Annotated in this window: 20 protein-coding genes; 13 read left to right on the forward strand and 7 right to left on the reverse strand. The window is 72.1% G+C overall.

Going from position 1 to position 21,366, the window contains the following annotated elements:
• Positions 1–18: 18 nt before the first annotated feature.
• Positions 19–1,098, forward strand: a complete 1,080-nt coding sequence (locus tag ACNNMR_RS39655; RefSeq protein ID WP_419999570.1) for a WD40/YVTN/BNR-like repeat-containing protein — start codon at positions 19–21, stop codon at positions 1,096–1,098.
• A gap of 26 nt (positions 1,099–1,124) precedes the next feature.
• On the forward strand, positions 1,125–1,424 hold the full coding sequence (locus ACNNMR_RS39660; protein ID WP_419999571.1) for a YciI family protein: 300 nt from the start codon (positions 1,125–1,127) through the stop codon (positions 1,422–1,424).
• Between the two features lie 29 nt (positions 1,425–1,453).
• On the opposite strand, the gene ACNNMR_RS39665 is transcribed toward ACNNMR_RS39660, so the two are convergent.
• On the reverse strand, positions 1,454–2,626 hold the full coding sequence (locus tag ACNNMR_RS39665; protein WP_419999572.1) for a saccharopine dehydrogenase family protein: 1,173 nt from the start codon (positions 2,624–2,626) through the stop codon (positions 1,454–1,456).
• A gap of 107 nt (positions 2,627–2,733) precedes the next feature.
• On the opposite strand from ACNNMR_RS39665, the gene ACNNMR_RS39670 reads away from it, so the two are divergent.
• The 3 genes from ACNNMR_RS39670 to ACNNMR_RS39680 are packed head-to-tail and all read left to right on the forward strand — an operon-like array spanning position 2,734 to position 5,553.
• A complete protein-coding gene (locus ACNNMR_RS39670; RefSeq protein WP_419999573.1) occupies positions 2,734–3,672 on the forward strand; it encodes a dihydrodipicolinate synthase family protein in 939 nt (312 codons plus the stop codon).
• The gene (locus ACNNMR_RS39675) at positions 3,669–5,174 is read left to right on the forward strand and encodes a sialate:H+ symport family MFS transporter (protein WP_419999574.1); all 1,506 of its coding nucleotides are present in this window, start codon (positions 3,669–3,671) and stop codon (positions 5,172–5,174) included. Before ACNNMR_RS39670 ends, ACNNMR_RS39675 begins: the two co-directional genes overlap by 4 nt.
• A complete protein-coding gene (locus ACNNMR_RS39680; RefSeq protein ID WP_419999575.1) occupies positions 5,161–5,553 on the forward strand; it encodes an MmcQ/YjbR family DNA-binding protein in 393 nt (130 codons plus the stop codon). The genes ACNNMR_RS39675 and ACNNMR_RS39680 overlap by 14 nt, the downstream gene beginning before the upstream one ends.
• Here ACNNMR_RS39680 and ACNNMR_RS39685 read toward each other — a convergent pair.
• Positions 5,550–6,434: an NAD-dependent epimerase/dehydratase family protein gene (locus tag ACNNMR_RS39685; RefSeq protein ID WP_419999576.1), complete on the reverse strand. Its 885-nt coding sequence runs from the start codon at positions 6,432–6,434 to the stop codon at positions 5,550–5,552. The genes ACNNMR_RS39680 and ACNNMR_RS39685 overlap by 4 nt on opposite strands.
• A 160-nt stretch (positions 6,435–6,594) precedes the next feature.
• On the opposite strand from ACNNMR_RS39685, the gene ACNNMR_RS39690 reads away from it, so the two are divergent.
• Positions 6,595–7,557: an NAD(P)/FAD-dependent oxidoreductase gene (locus ACNNMR_RS39690; RefSeq protein WP_419999577.1), complete on the forward strand. Its 963-nt coding sequence runs from the start codon at positions 6,595–6,597 to the stop codon at positions 7,555–7,557.
• A 39-nt stretch (positions 7,558–7,596) separates the two neighbouring features.
• Here ACNNMR_RS39690 and ACNNMR_RS39695 read toward each other — a convergent pair whose 3' ends face one another.
• Positions 7,597–9,048, reverse strand: coding sequence for a sulfatase (locus ACNNMR_RS39695; RefSeq protein ID WP_419999578.1), 1,452 nt, complete (start codon positions 9,046–9,048; stop codon positions 7,597–7,599).
• 199 nt (positions 9,049–9,247) lie between these two features.
• Here ACNNMR_RS39695 and ACNNMR_RS39700 point away from each other — a divergent pair, with 199 nt between their 5' ends.
• From ACNNMR_RS39700 to ACNNMR_RS39715, 4 genes are read left to right on the forward strand one after another with little or no spacing between them, the layout of a single operon-like run.
• On the forward strand, positions 9,248–10,381 hold the full coding sequence (locus ACNNMR_RS39700; protein ID WP_419999579.1) for a CaiB/BaiF CoA transferase family protein: 1,134 nt from the start codon (positions 9,248–9,250) through the stop codon (positions 10,379–10,381).
• Positions 10,378–11,520, forward strand: coding sequence for an acyl-CoA dehydrogenase family protein (locus ACNNMR_RS39705; protein ID WP_419999580.1), 1,143 nt, complete (start codon positions 10,378–10,380; stop codon positions 11,518–11,520). Before ACNNMR_RS39700 ends, ACNNMR_RS39705 begins: the two co-directional genes overlap by 4 nt.
• A gap of 18 nt (positions 11,521–11,538) precedes the next feature.
• Positions 11,539–12,753 carry an acetyl-CoA C-acetyltransferase gene (locus tag ACNNMR_RS39710; RefSeq protein ID WP_419999581.1) on the forward strand — a complete coding sequence of 405 codons (1,215 nt, stop codon included), beginning with the start codon at positions 11,539–11,541 and terminating at the stop codon, positions 12,751–12,753.
• A 36-nt stretch (positions 12,754–12,789) separates the two neighbouring features.
• Positions 12,790–14,961 (forward strand): 3-hydroxyacyl-CoA dehydrogenase NAD-binding domain-containing protein, encoded by a 2,172-nt coding sequence (locus ACNNMR_RS39715; RefSeq protein WP_419999582.1) that lies wholly within the window; start codon positions 12,790–12,792, stop codon positions 14,959–14,961.
• Positions 14,962–15,012: 51 nt separating this feature from the next.
• On the opposite strand, the gene ACNNMR_RS39720 is transcribed toward ACNNMR_RS39715, so the two are convergent.
• From ACNNMR_RS39720 to ACNNMR_RS39730, 3 genes are all read right to left on the reverse strand, one after another.
• Entirely contained in the window at positions 15,013–15,234 is a 222-nt protein-coding gene (locus tag ACNNMR_RS39720) for a hypothetical protein (RefSeq protein WP_419999583.1), read from the reverse strand.
• Between the two features lie 43 nt (positions 15,235–15,277).
• On the reverse strand, positions 15,278–15,481 hold the full coding sequence (locus ACNNMR_RS39725) for a cold-shock protein (protein WP_419999584.1): 204 nt from the start codon (positions 15,479–15,481) through the stop codon (positions 15,278–15,280).
• Between the two features lie 138 nt (positions 15,482–15,619).
• Positions 15,620–16,609 carry a peptidoglycan recognition protein gene (locus ACNNMR_RS39730; RefSeq protein WP_419999585.1) on the reverse strand — a complete coding sequence of 330 codons (990 nt, stop codon included), beginning with the start codon at positions 16,607–16,609 and terminating at the stop codon, positions 15,620–15,622.
• A gap of 244 nt (positions 16,610–16,853) precedes the next feature.
• Between ACNNMR_RS39730 and ACNNMR_RS39735 the strand changes: the two genes are divergently transcribed.
• From ACNNMR_RS39735 to ACNNMR_RS39745, 3 genes are all read left to right on the forward strand, one after another.
• Positions 16,854–18,233, forward strand: coding sequence for a sensor histidine kinase (locus ACNNMR_RS39735; protein WP_419999586.1), 1,380 nt, complete (start codon positions 16,854–16,856; stop codon positions 18,231–18,233).
• On the forward strand, positions 18,230–18,904 hold the full coding sequence (locus ACNNMR_RS39740; RefSeq protein WP_419999587.1) for a response regulator: 675 nt from the start codon (positions 18,230–18,232) through the stop codon (positions 18,902–18,904). Before ACNNMR_RS39735 ends, ACNNMR_RS39740 begins: the two co-directional genes overlap by 4 nt.
• Positions 18,905–19,048: 144 nt before the next feature.
• The gene (locus ACNNMR_RS39745; protein ID WP_419999588.1) at positions 19,049–20,521 is read left to right on the forward strand and encodes a glycosyltransferase family 39 protein; all 1,473 of its coding nucleotides are present in this window, start codon (positions 19,049–19,051) and stop codon (positions 20,519–20,521) included.
• Positions 20,522–20,530: 9 nt separating this feature from the next.
• Here ACNNMR_RS39745 and ACNNMR_RS39750 read toward each other — a convergent pair whose 3' ends face one another.
• On the reverse strand, positions 20,531–21,277 hold the full coding sequence (locus ACNNMR_RS39750) for a MerR family transcriptional regulator (RefSeq protein WP_419999589.1): 747 nt from the start codon (positions 21,275–21,277) through the stop codon (positions 20,531–20,533).
• Positions 21,278–21,366 lie beyond the last annotated feature (89 nt).

The following is a 21,366-nucleotide window of genomic DNA, read 5'->3' on the forward strand; positions in this document are numbered from 1 at the left end:
CTGCTAGTTTCCCTGCTCATGACACCCCACCGAACTCTCCTGCGGCGGACCGCACTTGGTCTGCTGGCAGCGGCGCTCGCGACCGGGCCCATCACCCCGGCCCAGGCCGCGGCGCCGTCGGCCTCGCTCCCCGGCTGGCAGCTGAAGGACACCGGCAGCGACGCCCGGCTGCGCGGCCTGTCCGCGGTGAGCCGCGACGTGGCGTGGGCCTCCGGATCCGGCGGGACGGTGCTGCGCACCACCGACGGCGGCGGCAGTTGGCGCAGCGTGGGGCCGCCGGGGACGGGCGAGCTGGAGTTCCGCGACATCGAGGCCTTTGACGCCCGGCGGGCGGTGGCGCTGTCGATCGGCGAGGGCGGCGACTCGCGGGTGTACCGGACCGACAATGGCGGGGAGTCGTGGCGGGAGACGTTCCGTAACGACGACCCCAAGGCCTTCTACGACTGCCTCGACTTCTTCGCGGGCGGCCGGCACGGGCTGGCGATGAGCGACCCGGTCGACGGCAAGTATCGCATCCTGGCCACCGACGACGGCGGCCGCTCGTGGCGGGTGCTGCCGTCCGACGGCATGCCGCCCGCGCTGGAGGGCGAGGCGGGCTTCGCGGCGAGCGGGCAGTGCCTGGTCGCGTCCGGCGCCCGGGACGCCTGGTTCGCCACCGGCGGCGGCAAGGTCGGGCGGGTCTTCCACACCGCGGACCGGGGCCGTACGTGGTCGGTGACGGAGACGTCCATCCCGGCCGGCGACCCGGCCCGCGGCGTCTTCGCGCTCGCCTTCCGCGACGCGGGCCACGGCCTCGCGGTCGGCGGCGACTACCGCCCGGACCAGGCGTCCCCGCAGGCCGCGGCCCGTACGAGAGACGCGGGCGCGAACTGGACGGCCGCCGCGGAGCCGCCACCCGCGTACCGCTCGGGCGTCGCGTGGCTGCCGCGCACCCGCACGATGGCCCTGGCGGTCGGCCCGACCGGCACGGACATCACGGTCGACGCGGGGCGCACGTGGCACGCCTTCGACGACGGCTCGTTCGACACGGTCGACTGCGCGCAGGACCGCGGGTGCTGGGCGGCCGGGGAGAAGGGGCGGGTGGCCCGGCTGGGGTGATGACCAGGGGCTTTAAGGTGAGCTCCATGTTCGTTATGGAGCTCACCTACACCGCCCCCGTCGACAAGGTCGACGCCGCCCTCGCCGACCACGTCACGTGGCTGGAGCGACTCTACGAGGACGGCATCGCCCTCGCCTCCGGCCGCAAGCAGCCCCGCGACGGCGGCATCATCATCGCCGCGGCCAAGGACCGCGCGGAGGCGGAGGCGCTCGCCGCCACCGACCCGTTCGTGACGGCCGGGGTGTGCGAGTACCGGATCACGGAGTTCCTGGCGACGAAGACCGCCCCGGCGCTGGCCCAGTACCGGCAGCAGCTTCCCGGCTGAGGCGGCTCACTGGCCCGCGTCGGCCGGGCTCACGGCGAGGCGTGCACCACCCGGAAGGTGATGCCCTTCGCGGTGAGGCGCTCGATCAGCGCATCGCCCATCGCCGCCGCCGTCGTGACCTGGCCGGCGGTCTCCGGCAGCTTGTCGTACGCCAGGCACAGCGCCGACTCCGCGAGGATCTTCGCCGTCTCGCCGTACCCCGGGTCGCCGCCCGCGACCTCGGTGATGACCTTGCGGCCGCCGCCCTCGCCGACGAAGCGGACCTTGAACCAGCTGCGGGCGCGCTTCTCCGGCGAAGGCCCGGTGCCGGGCGCCAGCCTGGAGGAGAGAAAGCGGCGGACCGGGGACAGCTGCGCGGCCGCCGTGAAGGCGGCGAAGCCCGCGATGCCGCCGGCCGCGATCGGGAGGTGCTTGATCGCGGCGGAGTGGCGGTAGCGGAAGTCGGGCCCGTAGCGGTCCAGGGCCGCGGCGGAGCGGGCCACGATCTGGGCGTCGATGAAGGGCAGCGGCACCGCCCAGGCGTGCACGTCGGCGGCGCGGCGCGGGACGCCCAGGGGTGCGCGGACCCGGCGGCCGCCGGCGGGGCGGGGCTCGGCGTGGCGGCGTTCGCGGGCGGTGCGGGCCATGGCGCCGGGGCGGGACATGGCGTTCATCGCCGAGGCGAGGGTGCCGCCGGAGATCATGCCCCCGGCCCGTACGAAACCGTCCACCGTCAGCGGCACCCGCTCCGGGAGCTGCTTGACGGTGAAGTACGCGCCGAGGTCGTGCGGCACCGAGTCGAAGCCCGCCGCGTGGATCAGCCGGGCGCCCGACTCGCGGGCGGCGGCGTCGTGCTGCAGATACATCCGGTCGACGAACTCCGGCTCGCCGCACAGGTCGAGATAGTCCGTGCCCTCGGCGGCGCAGGCGGCGACGAGCGGCTCGCCGTACTTCAGGTACGGGCCGACCGTCGTCGCGAGCACGCGGGTGTCGGCGGCGAGGGTGCGCAGCGCGGCGGGATCGGCGGCGTCCGCTTCGAGGAGGGGCAGGTCCGGCTTGGCGAGCTCGGCGCGGAGCTTTTCGAGCTTGGTGCGGCTGCGTCCTGCCACCGCCCAGCGGAAGTCCTCTGGGGAGTAGGCGGCGAGATACTCCGCGGTAAGGCGCCCGGCGAAGCCGGTGGCGCCGAACAGGACAAGGTCGTATGAGCGGGCTGTGCTGGCCATTGCCGCAGCTTAGGGCGCTGGGCCCTTGACGTCGATGCGGTCCGTAGGAGAGATTCTGAATCGGACATGGGACGTCCAATGTCCGATCGTTTTCTCAGGAGAGACCAATGTCGTTCCCCGCCCCCTTCACGGGCGTCGTGCCGCCCCTCTGCACCCCGCTGACCGCCGAGGGCGAGGTGGACACGGAGTCGATGCGCTCCCTCGCCGAGCACCTCGTCGGCGCCGGCGTGGACGGCCTGTTCCTGCTCGGCTCCAGCGGCGAGACCGCGTACCTGAGCGACGCGCAGCGCCGTACCGCCCTGGAGGCCGCCGTGGCCGCGGCCGACGGGCGGGTGCCGGTGCTCGCCGGTGTGATCGACATGACGACGGCGCGGGTGATCGACCAGGCCCGGATGGCGCGGGAGGCCGGCGCCGACGCGCTCGTCGCCACCGCGCCCTTCTACACGCTGACCCACCCGGCCGAGATCGCGAACCACTTCCGCCGCATCCGCGCCGCCGTGGACCTGCCGCTCTTCGCGTACGACATCCCGGTCTCGGTCCACTCCAAGCTCTCCCGCGACACCGTCCTCGCCCTCGCCGCGGACGGCACCCTCGCCGGGCTCAAGGACTCCAGCGGCGACGACGCCTCGCTGCGCCGGCTCATGGTGCGGCTGCGCGAGCGCGGCCTGCTGGAGCGCTTCTCGGTGCTCACCGGCGCCGAGATGGTCGTGGACGGCGCGCTGCTCGCCGGCGCGCACGGCGTGGTGCCGGGCCTCGGCAATGTCGACCCGGCGGGCTGTGTGGAGCTGTACGGGCTGTGCCGCGACGGCAAGTGGGCCGAGGCCGCCGCCGCGCAGGACCGCCTCGCCGCCCTCTTCGCGATCACCGACTTCGGCGACGCCGACGGCTCCATGAGCCGCAGCGCCTCCGCCCTCGGCGCCTTCAAGGCCGCGCTGCACCTCCGCGGCGTCATCGCCTCCCCGGCGACCGCCGCCCCGCAGCTGCCGCTCTCCGACGAGCACGTGAAGGACATCCGCGGCCTGCTCGAGAAGGCCGGCCTGCTGTGAGCGCGGCGGGGGCGGTGCAGAACGTCCGCTGGTACCGGCAGCTGAGCCGGCAGCAGTGGAAGGCGATGGCGGCGTCCTGGATCGGATACGTCCTCGACGGCTTCGACTTCGTGCTGATCACGCTGGTGCTCACCGAGATCTCGGACGAGTTCGGGCTGAGCACCGTGGAGGCGGCGAGCCTGGTCTCGGCGGCGTTCATCACCCGCTGGATCGGCGGCGCGCTGCTGGGCGCGATGGGCGACCGGTACGGGCGGAAGATGGCGATGGTCACGTCCATCGTGCTGTTCTCCGTAGGCACCTTCGCCTCCGGGCTCGCCTGGAACTACCTGAGCCTCTTCGCGGCGAGGCTGCTGATCGGCGCGGGCATGGCGGGGGAGTACAGCGCCTCGGCCACGTACGTCCTGGAGTCCTGGCCGAAGCGGATGCGCAACCGCGCCTCCGGCTTCCTGATCTCCGGCTTCGCCTTCGGCTCGGTGCTGGCCGCCGAGGTCTACAAGTGGGTGGTGCCGAACCTCGGCTGGCGCTGGATGTTCTTCATCGGCATCCTGCCGATCGCGGCCGCGCTGTGGCTGCGGCGGGTGCTGCCGGAGGCGGAGGACTGGGCGGAGCAGGTCGGCGGCGGCGGTACGGGGGAGGAGCAGGAGCGGCCGAACCCTTTCCGGCCGCTGTTCGACGAGCGGCGCAAGGCCGTGGTGAACACGGTGCTCGCGGCGGCGGCGTCGGTGGCGCTCTTCCTCATCTTCACGCCGTACGGAACCGGGGCGGTGCTGCCGCTCGCGCTGCTGACGGCGGGGTGCCTGATCGCCTTCGCGGCGCAGCTCGGCGGCCGGAAGGCGTGGGTGCTGTACGTGACGCTGATGGTCACGGTCTTCGCGGCCTTCCTGTACAGCTGGCCGATACAGGCGCTGCTGCCGACGTATCTGAAGACCGAGCTCGGCTACAGCCCCGACCAGGTCACCGACGTCATGTACTACGCGGGCTTCGGCACGATGCTCGGCTCCTGCCTGGCCGGCTTCGTCGGCGACTGGCTCGGGACGCGGAAGGCGTACGCCGTCACGCTGCTGGCCTCGCTCGCCTTCATCTTCCCGGTGTTCGCGATGAAGGACAGCATGTTCGGCCTCGGCGTGCTGCTGTTCTGCATGCTGGCGCTGAGCCAGGGCATTTCAGGCATCCTGCCGAAGTACATCGCCGGACACTTCCCGGTCGCCAAGCGCGCGGCCTCGCTGGGCTTCGTCTACAACGTGGGCGCGCTCGGCGGCGCGGTGGCGCCGGTGCTCGGCGCGCACCTGGCGGGCGGGATGTCGCTGGGCCGCGCGCTGGCGGTGCTGGCCTTCTCGCTGACCCTGGTGGTCATCCTGCTCGTCGGCTTCGACGTGCCGCGCCGCCTGAACCGGCTGATCGACCCGGACACCCCGGACGACCAGCTCATGGAGGATCCCGCGCCGCGTGCGGCGGCCGCTGTCAGTGGCCGCAAGTACGCTGCGACGCATGGCGAAGCGTAAGGAAAGCGCCGCGCTTGCCGTGCGGGAGCAGGTCCGCTCGTACGCCCTCGGACTGCCGGGGGCGTACGAGGAATTCCCGTGGGGCGAGTCGGTCATCAAGGTGAACAAGAAGGTCTTCGTCTTCCTCGGCGTCGACGACGGCAGCTATCCGCCTGGCCTGACCGTGAAGCTCAAGGACCCGGAGGTCCATGAGCATGCGCTGAGCGCGCCGGACGCGGAGCCCGCGGGGTATGGCCTCGGCAAGGCGGGGTGGGTGAGCATCCCGTTGGCGCCGGAGGGGGCGCCGGGGGCGGAGCTGCTGGCGGAGTGGGTCGGGGAGAGCTATCGGGCGATCGCGCCCAAGAAGCTGATTGCGGAATTGGACGAGCGGTCGGCTTAGAGCTGTTCGGCTTGGAGCTGCGCCGCAAAGCCCGTGCGCCAGGTCGGGTAGGCCGGGCGCCAGCCGCGCTCGTGGGCCAGGGTGCCGTCGGCGCCGCGCTGCCAGCCCTCGCGGCCGGGCGCCGGGTCCGGGGCGGGGGCGTCCAGGGCCTTCGCCAGTACGGGGAGCCAGTCGCGGCCGGGGGCCGGTTCGTCGTCGACCACGTTGACCGGGCCCGATGGCCAGGTCAGCGCGGCGACGGCGGCGGCTGCCGCGTCCGTCACGTGCACGAAGGAGCTGACGGCGTCGTCGGCGCGGGGGCTGCCGAGGAAGGGGGCGCCCGGCTCGCCCGCGAGGGCGGCGGCGACCGCGCCGCCCGGCGCGTACCAGGTGCCGGGGCCGTAGAGGATGCCGTAGCGCAGTATCACTGCCGTCTCCAGCTCCGCGGCCGTCTCCTCCAGCGCCTGGATGGCGCCGACCATGGCGGCGCGCGGGGCCGGGGCTGCGGTGTCGAGCGCGACGGTTTCGGCGGCCGGGTTCTCGCCCGGTGCGTAGGCCCAGGAGACGGACTGGGCGACGATCCGCGAGACGCCCGCGGCCCGGGCGGCCGCGACGAGATTACGGGTGCCCTCGCGGCGGAGCCGGCCGTTGGCCGCGCCGTCGGCGGAGGCGAGGTCGGTGAGCTGGTGGATGACGGCGTCCGGTGCCGCCTCGGCGACGGCGGCGCGAAGGCGTGCGGCGTCGAGAGCGTCGGCCTGGACCGCGGCAGCGCCCTGGGCGCGTATCCGGGCCAGGCCCGCGGGGGTGCGCGAGGTGCCGGTGACCTCGTGTCCCGCGGCGCGGAGCTGGGGGATGAGCTGCTGTCCGATGGCGCCGGTGGCGCCGGCGAGGAAGATCCGCATGACAGCGAGGCTAGTCCGCATCCGGCCCAGACAGTTGGGCCACTCCCTTGCTGTCTTGCTGGGCCATTCACCGTGCCCGGCGCAGGTCGTCCCGGAAACGGCAACGTTATTGGTCCGACTCGGCCGCCTCCCCGCAGAGTGAGTCCCGGAGGTGATCGCCGTGAGCGATGCACAGGACAACGGGCGCGAGGCCCCGCAGGATTCGTACGACGCCGTGATCATCGGCGGCGGGGCCGCGGGCCTCAGCACCGCCCTGGTGCTCGGCCGGGCCCGCCGCAAGGTGGCGGTGATCGACGCCGGGGAGCCGCGCAATGCCCCCGCCGCGCACATGCAGGGCTTCCTCTCCCGCGATGGCATGTCGCCGGCCGCGCTGCTCGAGGTGGGGCGGGCCGAAGTGGCCGGATACGGGGTCGACTTGGTCGCGGGGAAGGCCGACGAGGTCGCGGGCGCCGACGATGGCTTCACCGTCCGCCTGGCCGGCGGCCCCGTGCTGCACGCCCGGCACGTGGTCATGGCGACCGGGCTGCGCGACGAGCTGCCGGAGATACCGGGCCTGCGGGAGCGCTGGGGCCGGGACGTGCTGCACTGCCCGTACTGCCACGGCTACGAGGTCCGCGACCGGGCCTTCGCGGTGCTCGGCACGCACCCGGTCTCCGTCAGTCAGGCGCTGCTGGTGCGGCAGTGGTCCGACGATGTCGTGTACGTCCCCGGCGAGCTGCCGCTCGCCGACGACGACCGGGATCGGCTTGCGGCCCGTGGCGTACGCATCGCCCCGGCCGGTGCGATCAAGGGCGTGGCGACCGCGGCCGACCGCCTGCGCGGCGTGGAGCTGGCGGACGGCCGCGTGGTGCCGTGCGAGGTGGCCTTCGTCTTCCCGCGGATGGTGCCCAACGACGGCGTCCTGGACGGCCTCGGCTGCGACCGCACCCCGGCCGGCTTCGTGGCCACCGACGACGCCGGGCGCACCAGCGTCCCGGGCATCTGGGCGGTCGGCAACGCCGGCGACCCCCGCGCCCTGGTCATCTCGGCCGCGGGCAAGGGCGCGGCGGCGGCCTTCGCGCTCAACCACGACCTGGTGGACGCGGAGGTGGCGCGGGCGGTGGCCGAGCGGCGCGGAGCGTAGCGCCAGGACGGGGAGTTGGGGCGGGGCCAGGACAGGGCGTCAGCCGAAGTATTCGACCTTGTCCCAGAAATCGGTCCGTGGGTCTTTGGCACGCGGATCGCGGGTCCGGATCATCCAGCTCCGCAGCTGCCCGCGGAGCCGGGCCTTCACCGCGGCCCGGCGCGGATCGTCCGCGAGGTTCTTCAGGCTGTGCGGGTCGGCGTCGAGGTCGTAGAGCTCCTCCTCCGGCCGCTTGCCGGCGGCCAGCTGAAACGCCCAGGAGAATCCCGGCTCGTCCCGGTTCTCGAGGAACTGCGTCTTGGTGGGTCCCGCGTCGATATCGGCGAAGGCCCCCCGGTCGGGCGCGGGCGGCTCCGGGTCGCCGGCGGGCCAGCGTTCCGGGAAGAAGTTGCGGATGTACAGCCACCGGTCCGACCGCAGCGCGCGGACCGGGTACGCGAGGTTCCCCTCCCGGGCGTAGGAGTGCCGCTCGCGCTCGATGACGACGAACTCGCGCGGGGCGGCCCTGCCCGAGAGGGCCGGCAGCAGCGACTGACCGGTCATCGCCCCGGGCACGGGCAGCCCGGCGGCGTCGAGGAAGGTGGGGGCGAGATCGCTCAGCACCGTCAGGCGGTCGACCACCGTGCCGGGGGCGACCCGGCCCGGCCAGCGGACCGCGAGCGGCACGTGGGAGCCGGCGTCGTACGTGTTGGTCTTGGCCCGGGGCCAGGGCCAGCCGTGGTCGCCGGTCATCACCACGATCGTGTTCTCGGCGAGCCCGCGCTCTTCCAGGAGCCGCAGGGCATCGCCGATCTCGCGGTCGAAGCGCTGCACTTCGGCCAGGTAGTTGACGGCGTCGTCCCGGATCTCGGGCGTGTCCGGGAGGTACGGCGGGATGTCCACGTCGGCCGGGTCGATGCCGGACTGCTTGCCGAACTCGGGGTCGTACGGCCGGTGCGGATCGGAGGAGCCGAGCCAGAAGCAGAACGGCGTCCGGTCCTGCTGCCCCTGCAGGAACTCGGCGAACGACGTGAAGCCCGGGCCCGCCGGGTCGTGCGGCCACTGCGGGAACGGGCCGGGGCCATAGCCCTTGCGCATCCGGCCGACACGGTATCCCGCCTGCCCGAGGAGCGTCGGATAGACATCGAATGTGGCCGGGAGCTCGGACCAGAGATTCGCCCCCGCCCCGAGGCGGTGTGGCGCCTGGCCGGTGAGGATCGCGTTCCGTGACGCAGTGCAGGAGGGGGCCGCGGTGAAGGCGCGCGTGAACAGCGCGCCTTCGCGGGCGAGCCGGTCGAAGGTGGGCGTCCTCGCGGCGCGGGAGCCGTACGCGCCGGCGTCCGGGTAGCCCCAGTCGTCCGCGATCGCGAAGAGGATGTTGACCGGCGGGTCCGGCTCGCTCTGCGTCGCCCGGGCCGGTGTGCCCAGTGCCAGCGCACCGGTGACACCGGTGATCCCGGTGAGCATCGTGCGCCTGCGTATGTCGTGGTCGCCAGGGTTCCTGCCGCTCAACGCGGGCCTCCATTCAGGTCGCCATCCGCCGTGTACAACGTTGAACACGGCCAGTGCGAGCGTGCCCCCAACTGCCCCGCGGAAACATGATTGCCGGCAGACGCGACTAGGCCGGTCGGCTTGCGCCCCTTGTGCGAAGTGGAACGTGTTCTTACCATCATTGGTGTTACACAGTTGGTGTCACACTCAAGGGGGCTCGATGGAGAGCACGGTGAACGGCGGTCCGTTGCACGGCATTCGCGTCGTCGAGCTCGCGGGCATCGGGCCCGGCCCGTTCGCCACGATGCTGCTCGCGGACCTCGGAGCCGATGTCGTACGGGTGGACCGGCCCGGCGGCACCGGGCTGGCGATCAACCCCGACTTCGACATCACCAACCGCAACAAGCGGTCGGTGATCGTGGACCTCAAGGACGCGGAGGGCGCGGCCGCGGTGCTCGACCTCGTCGAGCGCGCCGACGTCCTCATCGAGGGCTACCGGCCGGGGGTCGCCGAGCGCCTCGGTGTCGGGCCGGACGACTGCCTGGCCCGTAACCCCCGCCTCGTCTACGGCCGGATGACCGGCTGGGGCCAGGACGGCCCGCTCGCCAGCACCGCAGGCCACGACATCGGCTACATCGCCATCACCGGCGCCCTCGGCATGATCGGCCCGCCCGAAGGCCCGCCTTCGGTCCCCGCCAACATCGTCGGCGACTACGCGGGCGGCTCCCTCTACCTGGTGGTCGGCATCCTCGCCGCCCTGCAGCACGCCCGTACCGCGGGGGAGGGGCAGGTCGTCGACGCCGCGATCGTGGACGGCACCGCGCACCTCACCGCGATGATCCACGGGATGGTCGCGGCGGGCGGCTGGCAGGACCGGCGCGGGGCGAACCTCCTCGACGGGGGTGCGCCCTTCTACGGCGTGTACGAGACGGCCGACGGCGGCTATATGGCGGTCGGCGCGCTGGAGCGGCAGTTCTTCGCCGAGTTCGTACGCCTCCTCGACCTGGGCGAAGACCCCCCGGAACAGCGCGACTTCGCCCGCTGGGGCGAGCTGCGCGAGCGCGTCGCGGCGCGCTTCAAGGAGCGCACCCGGGAGGAGTGGACGGCGGTCTTCGCCGGCTCGGACGCCTGCGTCGCCCCGGTCCTCTCCCTGCGGGAGGCCCCCGCCCACCCCCACCTGGCCGCCCGTGGCACCTTCACCGAGGACGGCGGCCTCACCCAGCCCGCCCCGGCCCCCAGGTTCTCGGCCACCCCCGGCGCGGTCCGCCGCCCACCCGCCCAGCCGGGCGCACACGCCGCCGAAGTCGCGGCGGACTGGGACGTACCGGCGCTGAACAAGGAGGAGCAGCTGTGAAGAGGACTCTCTTCACCCCCGAACACGACGCGTTCCGCGACACGGTCCGCACCTTCCTCGAGCGCGAGGTCGCCCCCCACTACGAGCAGTGGAACCAGGACGGCATCGTCTCCCGCGACGCCTGGCGAGCCGCCGGCAAGCAGGGGCTGCTCGGCATCGCCGTGCCCGAGGAGTACGGGGGCGGCGGCGAGCCGGACTTCCGGTACGCCGTGGCACTCGCCGAGGAGTTCACCCGCGCCGGCGCGCCCGGCCTCGCAGTCGGGCTGCACAACGACGTCATCGGGCCGTACCTCTACAACCTCGGCACCGATGAGCAGAAGCGCCGCTGGCTCCCCGGCTTCTGCAGCGGCGAGCTGATCACCGCCATCGCCATGACCGAGCCCGGCGCCGGCTCCGACCTCCAGGGCATCAGGACCACCGCCACCGACGCCGGCGACCACTGGGTGGTCAACGGCGCCAAGACCTTCATCTCCAACGGCATCCTCGCCGACCTCGTCATCGTCGTCGCGAAGACGACCCCCGAGGGCGGCGCGAAGGGCCTCAGCCTCCTCGTCGTCGAGCGTGGCATGGAGGGCTTCGAGCGCGGCCGTAACCTCGAGAAGATCGGGCAGCACGCGCAGGACACGGCCGAGCTGTTCTTCAACGACGTCAAGGTCCCCAAGGAGAACCTGCTCGGCGAGCTGGACGGCGCGTTCATCCACCTGATGACGAACCTCGCCCAGGAGCGGATGTGCATCGCGGTCGCCGCGATCGCCACGGCGGAGAACCTGGTGGAGATCACCAAGACGTACGTCAAGGAGCGCGAGGCCTTCGGCCGGCCGATCGCGAAGTTCCAGCACATCCGCTTCGAGATCGCCGAAATGGCGACCGAGTGCGCCGTCACCCGCGCCTTCATCGACCGCTGCATCGAGGAGCACAATGAAGGCGCGCTCGACGCCGTGCACGCCTCCATGGCGAAGTGGTGGGCCACCGAGCTCCAGAAGCGCGTCGCCGACCGCTGCCTGCAACTGCACGGCGGCTATGGCTACATGACCGAATTCCCCGTGGCGCGGGCCTTCACCGACAGCCGCATCCAGACCATCTACGGCGGCACCACCGAGATCATGAAAGAGATCATCGGCCGCTCCCTGCTCTCCTGAGAGGCTGGCAAAAACACCGTGAGCACCGAAGCGTTCGTATACGACGCCATCCGCACCCCCCGCGGCCGCGGCAAGGCGAACGGAGCCCTGCACGGCACCAAGCCCATCGACCTGGTCGTCGGCCTCATCCACGAGGTCCGCCGCCGCTTCCCGGACCTCGACCCGGCAGCGGTGGACGACATCGTGCTGGGCGTCGTCGGCCCGGTCGGCGACCAGGGCTCCGACATCGCCCGTATCGCCGCCATGGCCGCCGGACTGCCGGATACGGTCGCCGGCGTACAGGAGAACCGCTTCTGCGCCTCCGGGCTCGAAGCGGTCAACATGGCGGCGGCGAAGGTCCGGTCCGGCTGGGAGGACCTGATCCTCGCCGGCGGCGTCGAATCCATGTCGCGGGTCGCGATGGGCTCCGACGGCGGCGCCTGGTTCGCCGACCCGATGACCAACTACGAGACCGGCTTCGTCCCGCAGGGCATCGGCGCCGACCTCATCGCGACCATGGAGGGCTTCTCCCGCCGGGACGTCGACGAGTACGCCGCGCTGTCCCAGGAGCGCGCGGCCGAGGCCTGGAAGGACGGCCGCTTCGAGCGCTCGGTGGTGCCGGTCAAGGACCGCAGCGGGCTCACCGTCCTCGACCACGACGAGCACATGCGCCCCGGCACCACCGCCGACTCGCTGGCCAAGCTCAAGCCGTCCTTCAAGGACATCGGCGACCTGGGCGGCTTCGACGCGGTGGCGCTGCAGAAGTACCACTGGGTGGAGCAGATCGACCACGTCCACCACGCGGGCAACTCCTCCGGCATCGTGGACGGCGCGGCCCTCGTCGCCATCGGCAGCGGCGCGGTCGGCGAGCGCTACGGGCTGACCCCGCGCGCCCGGATCATCGGCGCGGCGGTCTCCGGCTCGGAACCGACGATCATGCTGACCGGCCCGGCCCCGGCGTCCCGTAAGGCGCTGTCGAAAGCCGGGCTGTCGATCGACGACATCGACCTGGTCGAGATCAACGAGGCCTTCGCCGCCGTCGTGCTGCGCTTCGCCCGCGACCTCGACATCCCCATGGAGAAGATCAACGTCAACGGCGGCGCCATCGCCATGGGCCACCCCCTCGGCGCCACCGGCGCCATGATCCTCGGCACCCTCATCGACGAGCTGGAGCGCCAGGACAAGCGCTACGGCCTGGCCACGCTGTGCGTGGGCGGCGGCATGGGCATCGCCACCGTCATCGAGCGCCTCTGACCCTCGTCCACCTCTCATTACGGAGCCAGCAGCAGCATGAGCCACACCAACACCATCCGCTGGGAGCAGGACGACACCGGCATCGTCACCCTCGTCCTGGACGACCCCAACCAGTCGGCGAACACCATGAACGCCGACTTCATCGCCTCCATCGAGGCCACCGCGAACCGCCTGGAGGAGGAGAAGGACTCGGTCCGCGGCATCGTCTACGCCTCCGCCAAGAAGACCTTCTTCGCCGGCGGCGACCTCAAGGACATGGTCCAGGCCCGCCCCGAGGACGCCGCGGCCGTCTTCGAGACCGGCATGCGCGTCAAGCGCGCGCTGCGGAAGATCGAGACCCTCGGGAAGCCGGTCGTCGCCGCCATCAATGGCGCGGCGCTCGGCGGTGGTTACGAGATCGCGCTGGCCTCGCACCACCGTGTCGCCCTCGACGCCTCCGGCTACAAGATCGGCTTGCCCGAGGTCACCCTCGGCCTGCTCCCGGCGGGCGGCGGCGTCACCCGTACGGTCCGCCTCCTGGGCATCACCGACGCGCTGCTGAAGGTGCTGCTGCAGGGCACCCAGTACAACCCGAAGCGGGCGCTGGAGAACGGCCTGATCCACGAGCTGGCCGCGGACGCCGACGAGCTGCGTACCAAGGCCGTCGCCTTCATTGACGCGCACCCGGAGTCCGCGCAGCCCTGGGACGTGCCCGGCTACCGGATCCCGGGCGGCACCCCGGCGAACCCGAAGTTCGCCGCGAACCTGCCCGCCTTCCCGGCGAATCTGAAGAAGCAGACCTCCGGCGCCCCCTTCCCGGCCCCGCGCAACATCCTCGCGGCCGCCGTCGAGGGCTCCCAGGTCGACTTCGAGACGGCCCAGGTCATCGAGGCGCGCTACTTCACCGAGCTGGTCACCGGCCAGATCTCCAAGAACATGATCCAGGCGTTCTTCTTCGACCTGAACGCCGTCAACGCCGGCCGCTCCCGCCCGCAGGGCTTCGAGGAGCGCAAGGTCCGCAAGGCCGTCGTCCTCGGCGCCGGGATGATGGGCGCGGGCATCGCCTACTCCTGCGCCCGCGCCGGCATCGAGGTCGTACTGAAGGACGTCTCCGCCGAGGCGGCCGCCAAGGGCAAGGCCTACTCCGAGAAGCTGTGCGCCAAGGCCGTCGCCAAGGGCCGTACGACCCAGGAGAAGGCCGACGCGCTGCTCGCCCGGATCACGCCGACCGCCGACCCGGCCGACGCGGCCGGCTGCGACGCCGTCATCGAGGCGGTCTTCGAGGACCCGGCGCTGAAGCACAAGGTCTTCCAGGAGATCGAGGACGTCATCGCCCCCGACGCCCTGCTGTGCTCCAACACCTCCACGCTGCCCATCACCCTGCTCTCCGAGGGCGTGCAGCGGCAGCAGGACTTCATCGGGCTGCACTTCTTCTCGCCGGTCGACAAGATGCCCCTGGTGGAGATCATCAAGGGCGAGCGGACCGGCGACGAGGCCATCGCCCGCGCCTTCGACCTGGTCCGGCAGATCAGCAAGACGCCGATCGTGGTGAACGACTCCCGCGGCTTCTTCACCTCGCGGGTCATCGGCCACTTCATCAACGAGGGCGTCGCCATGGTCGGCGAGGGCGTCGAGCCCGCGTCCGTCGAGCAGGCCGCGGCCCAGGCCGGCTACCCGGCGAAGGTGCTGTCGCTCATGGACGAGCTGACGCTGACGCTGCCGCGGAAGATCCGCAACGAGACCCGCAAGGCCGTCGAGGCCGAGGGCGGCACCTGGGCGGTGCATCCGGCGGAGGCGGTCATCGACCGGATGGTGGACGAGTTCGAGCGCCCCGGGCGCTCCGGCGGCGCGGGCTTCTACGACTACGACGAGAACGGCAAGCGGGCCGGGCTGTGGCCGGGGCTGCGCGAGCACTTCGGGACGCCGAGCGCCTCGATGCCGATGCGGGACATGCAGGAGCGGATGCTGTTCTCCGAGGCGCTGGACACCGTCCGGCTGCTGGAGGAGGGCGTGCTGACGTCCATCGCGGACGCCAACATCGGCTCCATCTTCGGCATCGGCTTCCCGGCGTGGACCGGGGGCGTGCTGCAGTACGTCAACGGCTACGCCGGCGGGCTGCCCGGCTTCGTGGCGCGGGCGCGCGAGCTGGCCGCCGCGTACGGAGAGCGGTTCGAGCCGCCGGCGCTGCTGGTGGCGAAGGCGGAGAAGGGGGAGACCTTCACGGACTGAGTCAAGGTCCTGAGTGGGTGGCCAGTCCCGCCGGGGGACTGGCCACCGCGCTCAGAGCTTGTCCATACGGGAATACGGGCTGACGATCCGTGCCTGCTGCGAGCCGAAGTCGACGAGCAGCGCAAGCCCAGCCTCGACGCTGACCACCCTGCCGAGGCCGTATTCGTCATGCATGACCCGGTCGCCGACGGCGAACTCCTTCACGACCGGTTCGACGGGGGCCGCGAAAGGGCTGCTGGGCAGGTGGCGACGGGACGCGGATGATTTCTTCATTGCCCCCAGTATGGACCCTGGGAGCGAGAAGGACGCCGCGATGTCAGGCCTGGACGATGTTCTCCGCCTGCAGACCCTTCTGGCCCTGCACGACGTCGAAGGACACCTTCTGCCCCTCCTGCAGCTCACGGAAGCCCTGAGCTGCGATGTTCGAGTAGTGAGCGAAGACGTCGGCGCCGCCGCCGTCCTGCTCGATGAAGCCGAAGCCCTTTTCCGAGTTGAACCACTTCACGGTTCCCGATGCCATAACAATCTCCTCGCCGGGAAAACAGAAGTGCGCCCGATGGCTACATACCGTCAGGCGCACTCATAAATCCCATGTGGTACCAAAGCTGCAACGCGGCCCAAGCTAGCACATAGGTGACGCTCCGCAGCGGACCATCCGTCAGTCCGCGGCCCGGCGGATCGCGCCGAGCTTGGCGTACAGCTTGGCGCCCGGGCACGAGGTGGCGAAGACATTGCGGTGGGCGGCGACGCGGCTGACGCGGACCTTGTCGCCCTTGTCGTACTTTCCGTTGCTGACCCCGGCCTCCAGGGTGACCTTCTGGCCGGCGTTGTAGCCCGCGATCTTCAGCTTCCAGCGGGCGAAGCGGGCGAGGATCGCGGTCACCTTCGACGGGACGGCCTTGCTGCGGTAGTCGCCGATGACGGCGACGCCGCTGGTGTTGTTGTTGAAGCCCATGGAGTGCGCGCCGACCACCGGCTTGGAGCCGCCGCCGTAGCGGCCCTCGTAGATCCGGCCGCAGCGGTCCACCAGGAAGTTGTAGCCGATGTCGTTCCAGCCGTTGGTCTTCACGTGGTAGCGGTAGATGGCGCGGATGATCGATGGGGCGTCCGAGCAGGAGTAGCTGTTGCTGTCGACGGTGTGGTGCACGAGCACCGCCTTGACGCGGCTGCCGTACTCCGGGGGGTCGCCGCGCCACGACTCATTGGCTCCCCATTGCTTGCGGGTCTTGATGACGCCCTTGCCCGCGAGCAGCTGGGGCGCCGCCTCGGCGGGCTGATCCCGCACCTTCTCGATCCGCGCCCCGCGCGGCAGTGGGGTGCTGGAGCCGTCGGCCCGTACGACTCTCGCCTGGGCGCTGACGGCCGGTCCCGTCCACCTTGGCTCGGTGGTCGTACGGGCCCCCGACTCGGTCTGCCGCGGGGTCACGTCGAGCGTGTGCCACGGTGACCAGGCGCCGGTTCCGGCGGCGCGGGTCCGTAACTGCACGGCGCCCGCGGGCTGCTGGGCGCTGGGCCAGGAGACGCCTGCCAGGCTGAACTTCCCTGCGTTCTGGGCGGGTTCGGCCGAGGCGCTGGAGCCCGGCACGGACAGGCCCGCGCAGACCAGGAGTGCGGGCAGTGCGGCGACGGCGCGCTTGCGAAGGCGCATCTCAGTCCCCCCGTTCGTCGCTATTCGGACACTTCTCAGGAGCATGACAACCGATGCTGCGCGCCTGCAAGAGGGCCTCCGATCAGTTAGCTGGACCGGGTGAAACATTCGCCAACCCTTGTCACTTCGACCACAGTTATGGATGCCCGGCAAAGCGTCGGACATGTAGTACCTGAGGGGGAGACGGAGATATCCCTACGCAGGGGGACGTGCAGGTGGGGGCGGCGGACATACGGTTCCTGGCGTGAACGAGACCACGGGAAAGCTGACCCAGGAGCTGCACACCCTGCGGCGGGAGCTGATCGGCAATGCCGCCGCGGCGCGGCCGCTGCCGCCGCTGCGGACGGACCGCGGCGGGCTCGCGGTGCTGCCCGAGCGGGTGCGGAATGTGCTGCGCTGGCTGCCGCATGCGGTGCTGGTGGGCTGCGCGGGAGTGCTCTTCGTGTTCAGCTGGCAGCTGTACGGATCCACGGCGTTCGTGAGTGAGGGCTATTCGTACGCGTCGCGGCCGGGGCCGAGCCTGCTGCTCGGGCTGGCGGCTGCGATGCCGCTGATCCTCACCATGCTGCGCCCGATAGCGGCCTGGTGGCTGTCGCTCATCGGCACCTTCACGGCGGCGGCGGCGCTGGCGTCCGATCCGTGGCCGTTCGCGGAGACGACCTTCGCGTCGCATCTCCTGGTGATGGTCATGGTGGTGCTGCGCAGCCGTCCGGTCGTTGCCGCGGCGATGTGGCTGATCACGGTGGTCGCGGGCTGGGCGGCGGTGGAGCTGTACCACCCGCGTGACGACTACTTGTCGGTGAACAACGTGTTCGTCTTCGCCGCCTGGTCCGGCTTGGCGCTCATCCTCGCGGTCGCCATGAGCGGCTGGCTCGCCGCGCTGCGCGAGGTCGTCGCCAAGGACGAGCTCACCGTCATCGAGCGCGGCAAGCGCACCGTCCTCGAAGAGCGCACCACCATCGCCCGCGAGCTGCACGACGTCGTCGCGCACCACATGTCCGTCGTCGCCATCCAGGCGGAGGCCGCCCCGTACCGGGTAACGGATCCGCCGCCCGAGCTGGTGAAGTCCTTCGCCACCATCAGGGAGAACGCCGTCGCCGCCCTCGCCGAGCTGCGCCGCGTCCTCGGCGTCATCCGCGTCGGTGACTACGAGACGTACGACGCCCCCGAAGCGCCGCAGCCGACCCTCGACGCGCTCGACGGGCTCCTCGCCAACGTGCGGGAGGCCGGCCTGCCGGTGGAGAAGGTGGTGACCGGGGCGCGCAGGGAACTGCCGCAGGGGGTCGAGCTGTCGGCGTTCCGGATCATCCAGGAGGCGCTCAGCAATGTCCTGCGGCACGCATCCGGGGCTGACGCCCGGGTGGAGCTTGCGTATGTGCCGGTCGGCCTGGGCGTTCGCATCGTCAACGGGCCCGTGATCGCCGATGAGGTGCCGGGAGCCGAGGCCGTGGCGACCGGCGGCCTCGGGCACGGGCTCACCGGGATGCGCGAGCGGGTGGCGATGCTGGACGGCGAGCTGACGTCCGGGGAGACGGATGACGGCGGCTATGAGGTCGTCGCCTTCCTGCCCGCGCCCGCGGCGCCGGCCGCGCCCGCGGCGCAGGCAGCCGAGGAGCCCGCGTGAGCTACATCAGGGTGCTGATCGTCGACGACCAGGCGATGGTCCGCGAGGGCTTCTCCGTCCTGCTCGGCGCGCAGCCGGACATCGAGGTAGTGGGCGAGGCGAGCGACGGCGCGCAGGCGGTGCTGCAGGTGAAGGAGCTGCGGCCCGATGTCGTCCTCATGGACATCCGGATGCCGAAGCTCAACGGCCTGGAAGCCACCCGCCGGATCATCGCCGCCGACTCGGACGCCCGCGTCCTGGTGCTGACCACCTTCGACCAGGACGAGTACGTCTACCAGGCGCTGCGCGCAGGCGCGTCCGGCTTCCTCCTCAAGGACGCCTCCGCCCAGCAGCTCGCCGACGGCGTACGGATCGTCGCCGCCGGCGAGGCGCTGCTGGCGCCGACCGTCACCAAGCGCCTGCTGCGGACCTTCGCGCGCTCGGGCGCCGCCGACGTGGACGACGCGCTGTCGCCCCGCACCCGGGTGGGCGAGCTGACCGACCGCGAGACGGAGGTGCTGCGGCTCATCGCCCGCGGGCTCTCCAACGGCGAGATCGCCGCAGGGCTCGTCGTCGCCGAATCGACTGTCAAGACCCATGTCGGCAAGGTCCTGGAGAAGCTCGGCCTCCGCGACCGCACGCAGGCGGCGGTCTTCGCGTACGAGGCGCGGCTGGTGACTCCGGCGCCGTGAGGTAGCCGCGGGTCCGCGGCAAGGCTCCGCCCTCCTCACTCCTCTCCGCTCACTTCCCACTCCTCCCTCACCACTCCGCATCTCTCTCGAGCCGATCAACGGCCGCTTCCCTACCCGACCCATGCCGAAAACCGGAGGCCAGCCATGCCCGTCGCCGAGCGGCCGCGCACGATCGCACCCCGGCCCGCCGCCACCCGCCGCGGCGCGCCCGCCGCCACACGGCCCCCGCTCGCCGTCGTCGTCCTGCTCCCGGTCGCGCTGGCCCTTGCCCTCGGGCTGTGGGGCCTGCGCAGGCAGGGCGGGATGTGGCGGGACGAGGCAGCCACGTACGAGATGGCCCATCGGAGCCTGCCCGGGCTGCTGCGCACTGTGGCGGACTACGACGTCGTGCACGGGCTGTACTACGTGCTGATGCACGGGGTGTTCGCGGCGTTCGGCGACGGTGTCGTGGCGCTGCGGATGCCGTCCGTCCTGGCGACCGCGGCCGCCGCGGCAGGGGTGGCCCTGCTGGGGCGGCGGCTGGCGGGTCCGGGTGCGGGGCTCGCGGCCGGGATGGTCTTCCCGCTGCTGCCGGACGTGCAGAGGTATGCGCAGGAGGGTCGGTCGTACGCCCTGGTGTGCGCCGGGGTGGTGTGGGCGACGCTGCTGCTCCTGCGGGCGGTCGAGGCGCGGCGGACCGGCGCCTGGGCGGCATACGCCGCCGTCGCGCTCGGCGTGTGCCTGCTGCATGAGTTCGCCGTGCTGGCCGTACTGGCTCACGGGGTCGGGCTGCTCGCCGCCCGGGTGCGGCGCGGCGTCCTGCGCGCCTGGGGCGTCGCGGCCGGCTGCGTGGGTGCAGGCCTCGCGCCGCTGGCGGTGATCAGCATCGGGCAGGCGAAGCTGGTGGACTGGATCGGCGGCCCGGGAGCGGGGACCTACATGGGCCTCGCCGCGGTCGCGGGGCTCGGCCTCGGCTGTGCCGCCGTCGCTGGGCGGCCGGTCGCGCCGGTGGCGTTGCCGCTGCTGCTCGTGCCGAAGGCGGCGCTGCTCCTGCTGTCGGCGGTCAAGCCGCTCTATGTGGAGCGGTATGTGCTCTACTCCTACTCCGCATTGGCGCTGCTGCTGGGTGCCGCGGCGCAGGCGCTCTGGCGGCGGCGCGGGCCGGTCCGGTGGTACGCGGCCGTGGCCGGGGTGGTCGCGGCGGTCGTCCTCGTGGGGCCGGTGCGGCAGCACGTCTGCGCGCCGGAGAGGCGGGTGGACGACCTGGCCTCGATCGCCGCCGCCGTGCGCGCGCACGCGGAGCCGGGCGATGGGGTGCTCTTCACGCCGGCGAGCCGCCGGATATGGATGCGGCCGGAGGCGCCCGCGTACGACGGCCTCACCGACCTGGCCCAGGACGCAGACCCGAGCGCGTCGCACTCCCTGTACGGCACCGAGCTGCCGCCGCAGGCTATCCGGGCCCGTATCCTCGCGGCCCGCCGCATCCTGGTGCTGCACGACCCGGCGGGCAGCTCGCTCAGCCGCGGCGCGGGTGAACGCGTCAAGCGGGCCGCGCTGCGTGCCCACTTCGAGGTGTGCGCGAGCACGGAGGCGCAGGGCGGGCGCGTGACCGTCTACGCGCGCCCCGGTGCTTGCTGACCCCGCCGCTCACTCCTCCCGCGGGAAGGAGTCCTTCAGCTCCGCCCGCAGCGACTTCTGGAAGGCCGTCACCAGCGCCTGCACCACCATCGGCTGCATGTGCGCGGACAGCGACTTCATCGTCTCGACCTGCTCCGGGTCCGGATCGCCCTCCTGATACGGCTCCCAGACCTCGTCGCGGAACAGGCGGGTCAGCTCCCGCGCCATCGACCGGGTGTGGTCGAGCACCACCGCGCGCGACGCCAGCAGCGTCTCCAGGCCGATCGGCACATCCAGCAGGCGCACGCCCACGTGCAGCACCGCCGGGTCGACGCGGAAGGTGTCGCCGTCCTCGCCGAGCGGCTGGAGGACATCCATGGCTTCGAGGCGGTCGATGTCGGAGCCGGTCAAGGTGCGGCCCACCCGGCGCTCCAGCTGCTCCCGGGTGAAGTCGGCAGGCGCGTCGGGCGCCCAGCTCGACACCAGGGCGCGGTGCAGGGCCAAGTCCTCGGGGCTGAGGTCCTCGGGGAGCTGGCGGACATAGCGCTCGATCGCGGCAAGAGTCAGGCCCTGGTGCTGCAGCTCCTCGATCAGCGCCAGCCTGGCCAGGTGCTCATCGCCGTAACGGCCCACCCGGCGCGGGCCGATCACGGGCGGCGGGAGCAGGCCGCGGGTGCCGTAGAAACGGATCGTGCGCACGGTGACGCCCGCGCGCGCGGCGAGCTCGTCGACCGTGAGCCCCGGCGCCTGTACCTGCTGTCCTCCCTGTGCGGCCATGGTTCAACAGTATTGCTGTCTCACCGGCATTGCGACACCCGGTGCGTGACCCAGGCCACGGAGCGGCTACCCTGTCCGTACAAAACGGA

Origin of the sequence: Streptomyces boninensis, from assembly GCF_048572725.1 — a bacterium.
Taxonomy (GTDB): domain Bacteria; phylum Actinomycetota; class Actinomycetes; order Streptomycetales; family Streptomycetaceae; genus Streptomyces; species Streptomyces boninensis.

Bases quoted from the DNA above. Each gene is read 5' to 3' on its own strand.
- ACNNMR_RS39655 (WP_419999570.1), top strand. From the start codon at position 19: ATGACACCCCACCGAACTCTCCTGCGGCGGACCGCACTTGGTCTGCTG.
- ACNNMR_RS39660 (WP_419999571.1), top strand. From the start codon at position 1,125: ATGTTCGTTATGGAGCTCACCTACACCGCCCCCGTCGACAAGGTCGAC.
- ACNNMR_RS39665 (WP_419999572.1), bottom strand. From the start codon at position 2,626: ATGGCCAGCACAGCCCGCTCATACGACCTTGTCCTGTTCGGCGCCACC.
- ACNNMR_RS39670 (WP_419999573.1), top strand. From the start codon at position 2,734: ATGTCGTTCCCCGCCCCCTTCACGGGCGTCGTGCCGCCCCTCTGCACC.
- ACNNMR_RS39680 (WP_419999575.1), top strand. From the start codon at position 5,161: ATGGCGAAGCGTAAGGAAAGCGCCGCGCTTGCCGTGCGGGAGCAGGTC.
- ACNNMR_RS39685 (WP_419999576.1), bottom strand. From the start codon at position 6,434: ATGCGGATCTTCCTCGCCGGCGCCACCGGCGCCATCGGACAGCAGCTC.
- ACNNMR_RS39700 (WP_419999579.1), top strand. From the start codon at position 9,248: ATGGAGAGCACGGTGAACGGCGGTCCGTTGCACGGCATTCGCGTCGTC.
- ACNNMR_RS39715 (WP_419999582.1), top strand. From the start codon at position 12,790: ATGAGCCACACCAACACCATCCGCTGGGAGCAGGACGACACCGGCATC.
- ACNNMR_RS39720 (WP_419999583.1), bottom strand. From the start codon at position 15,234: ATGAAGAAATCATCCGCGTCCCGTCGCCACCTGCCCAGCAGCCCTTTC.
- ACNNMR_RS39725 (WP_419999584.1), bottom strand. From the start codon at position 15,481: ATGGCATCGGGAACCGTGAAGTGGTTCAACTCGGAAAAGGGCTTCGGC.
- ACNNMR_RS39730 (WP_419999585.1), bottom strand. From the start codon at position 16,609: ATGCGCCTTCGCAAGCGCGCCGTCGCCGCACTGCCCGCACTCCTGGTC.
- ACNNMR_RS39745 (WP_419999588.1), top strand. From the start codon at position 19,049: ATGCCCGTCGCCGAGCGGCCGCGCACGATCGCACCCCGGCCCGCCGCC.
- ACNNMR_RS39750 (WP_419999589.1), bottom strand. From the start codon at position 21,277: ATGGCCGCACAGGGAGGACAGCAGGTACAGGCGCCGGGGCTCACGGTC.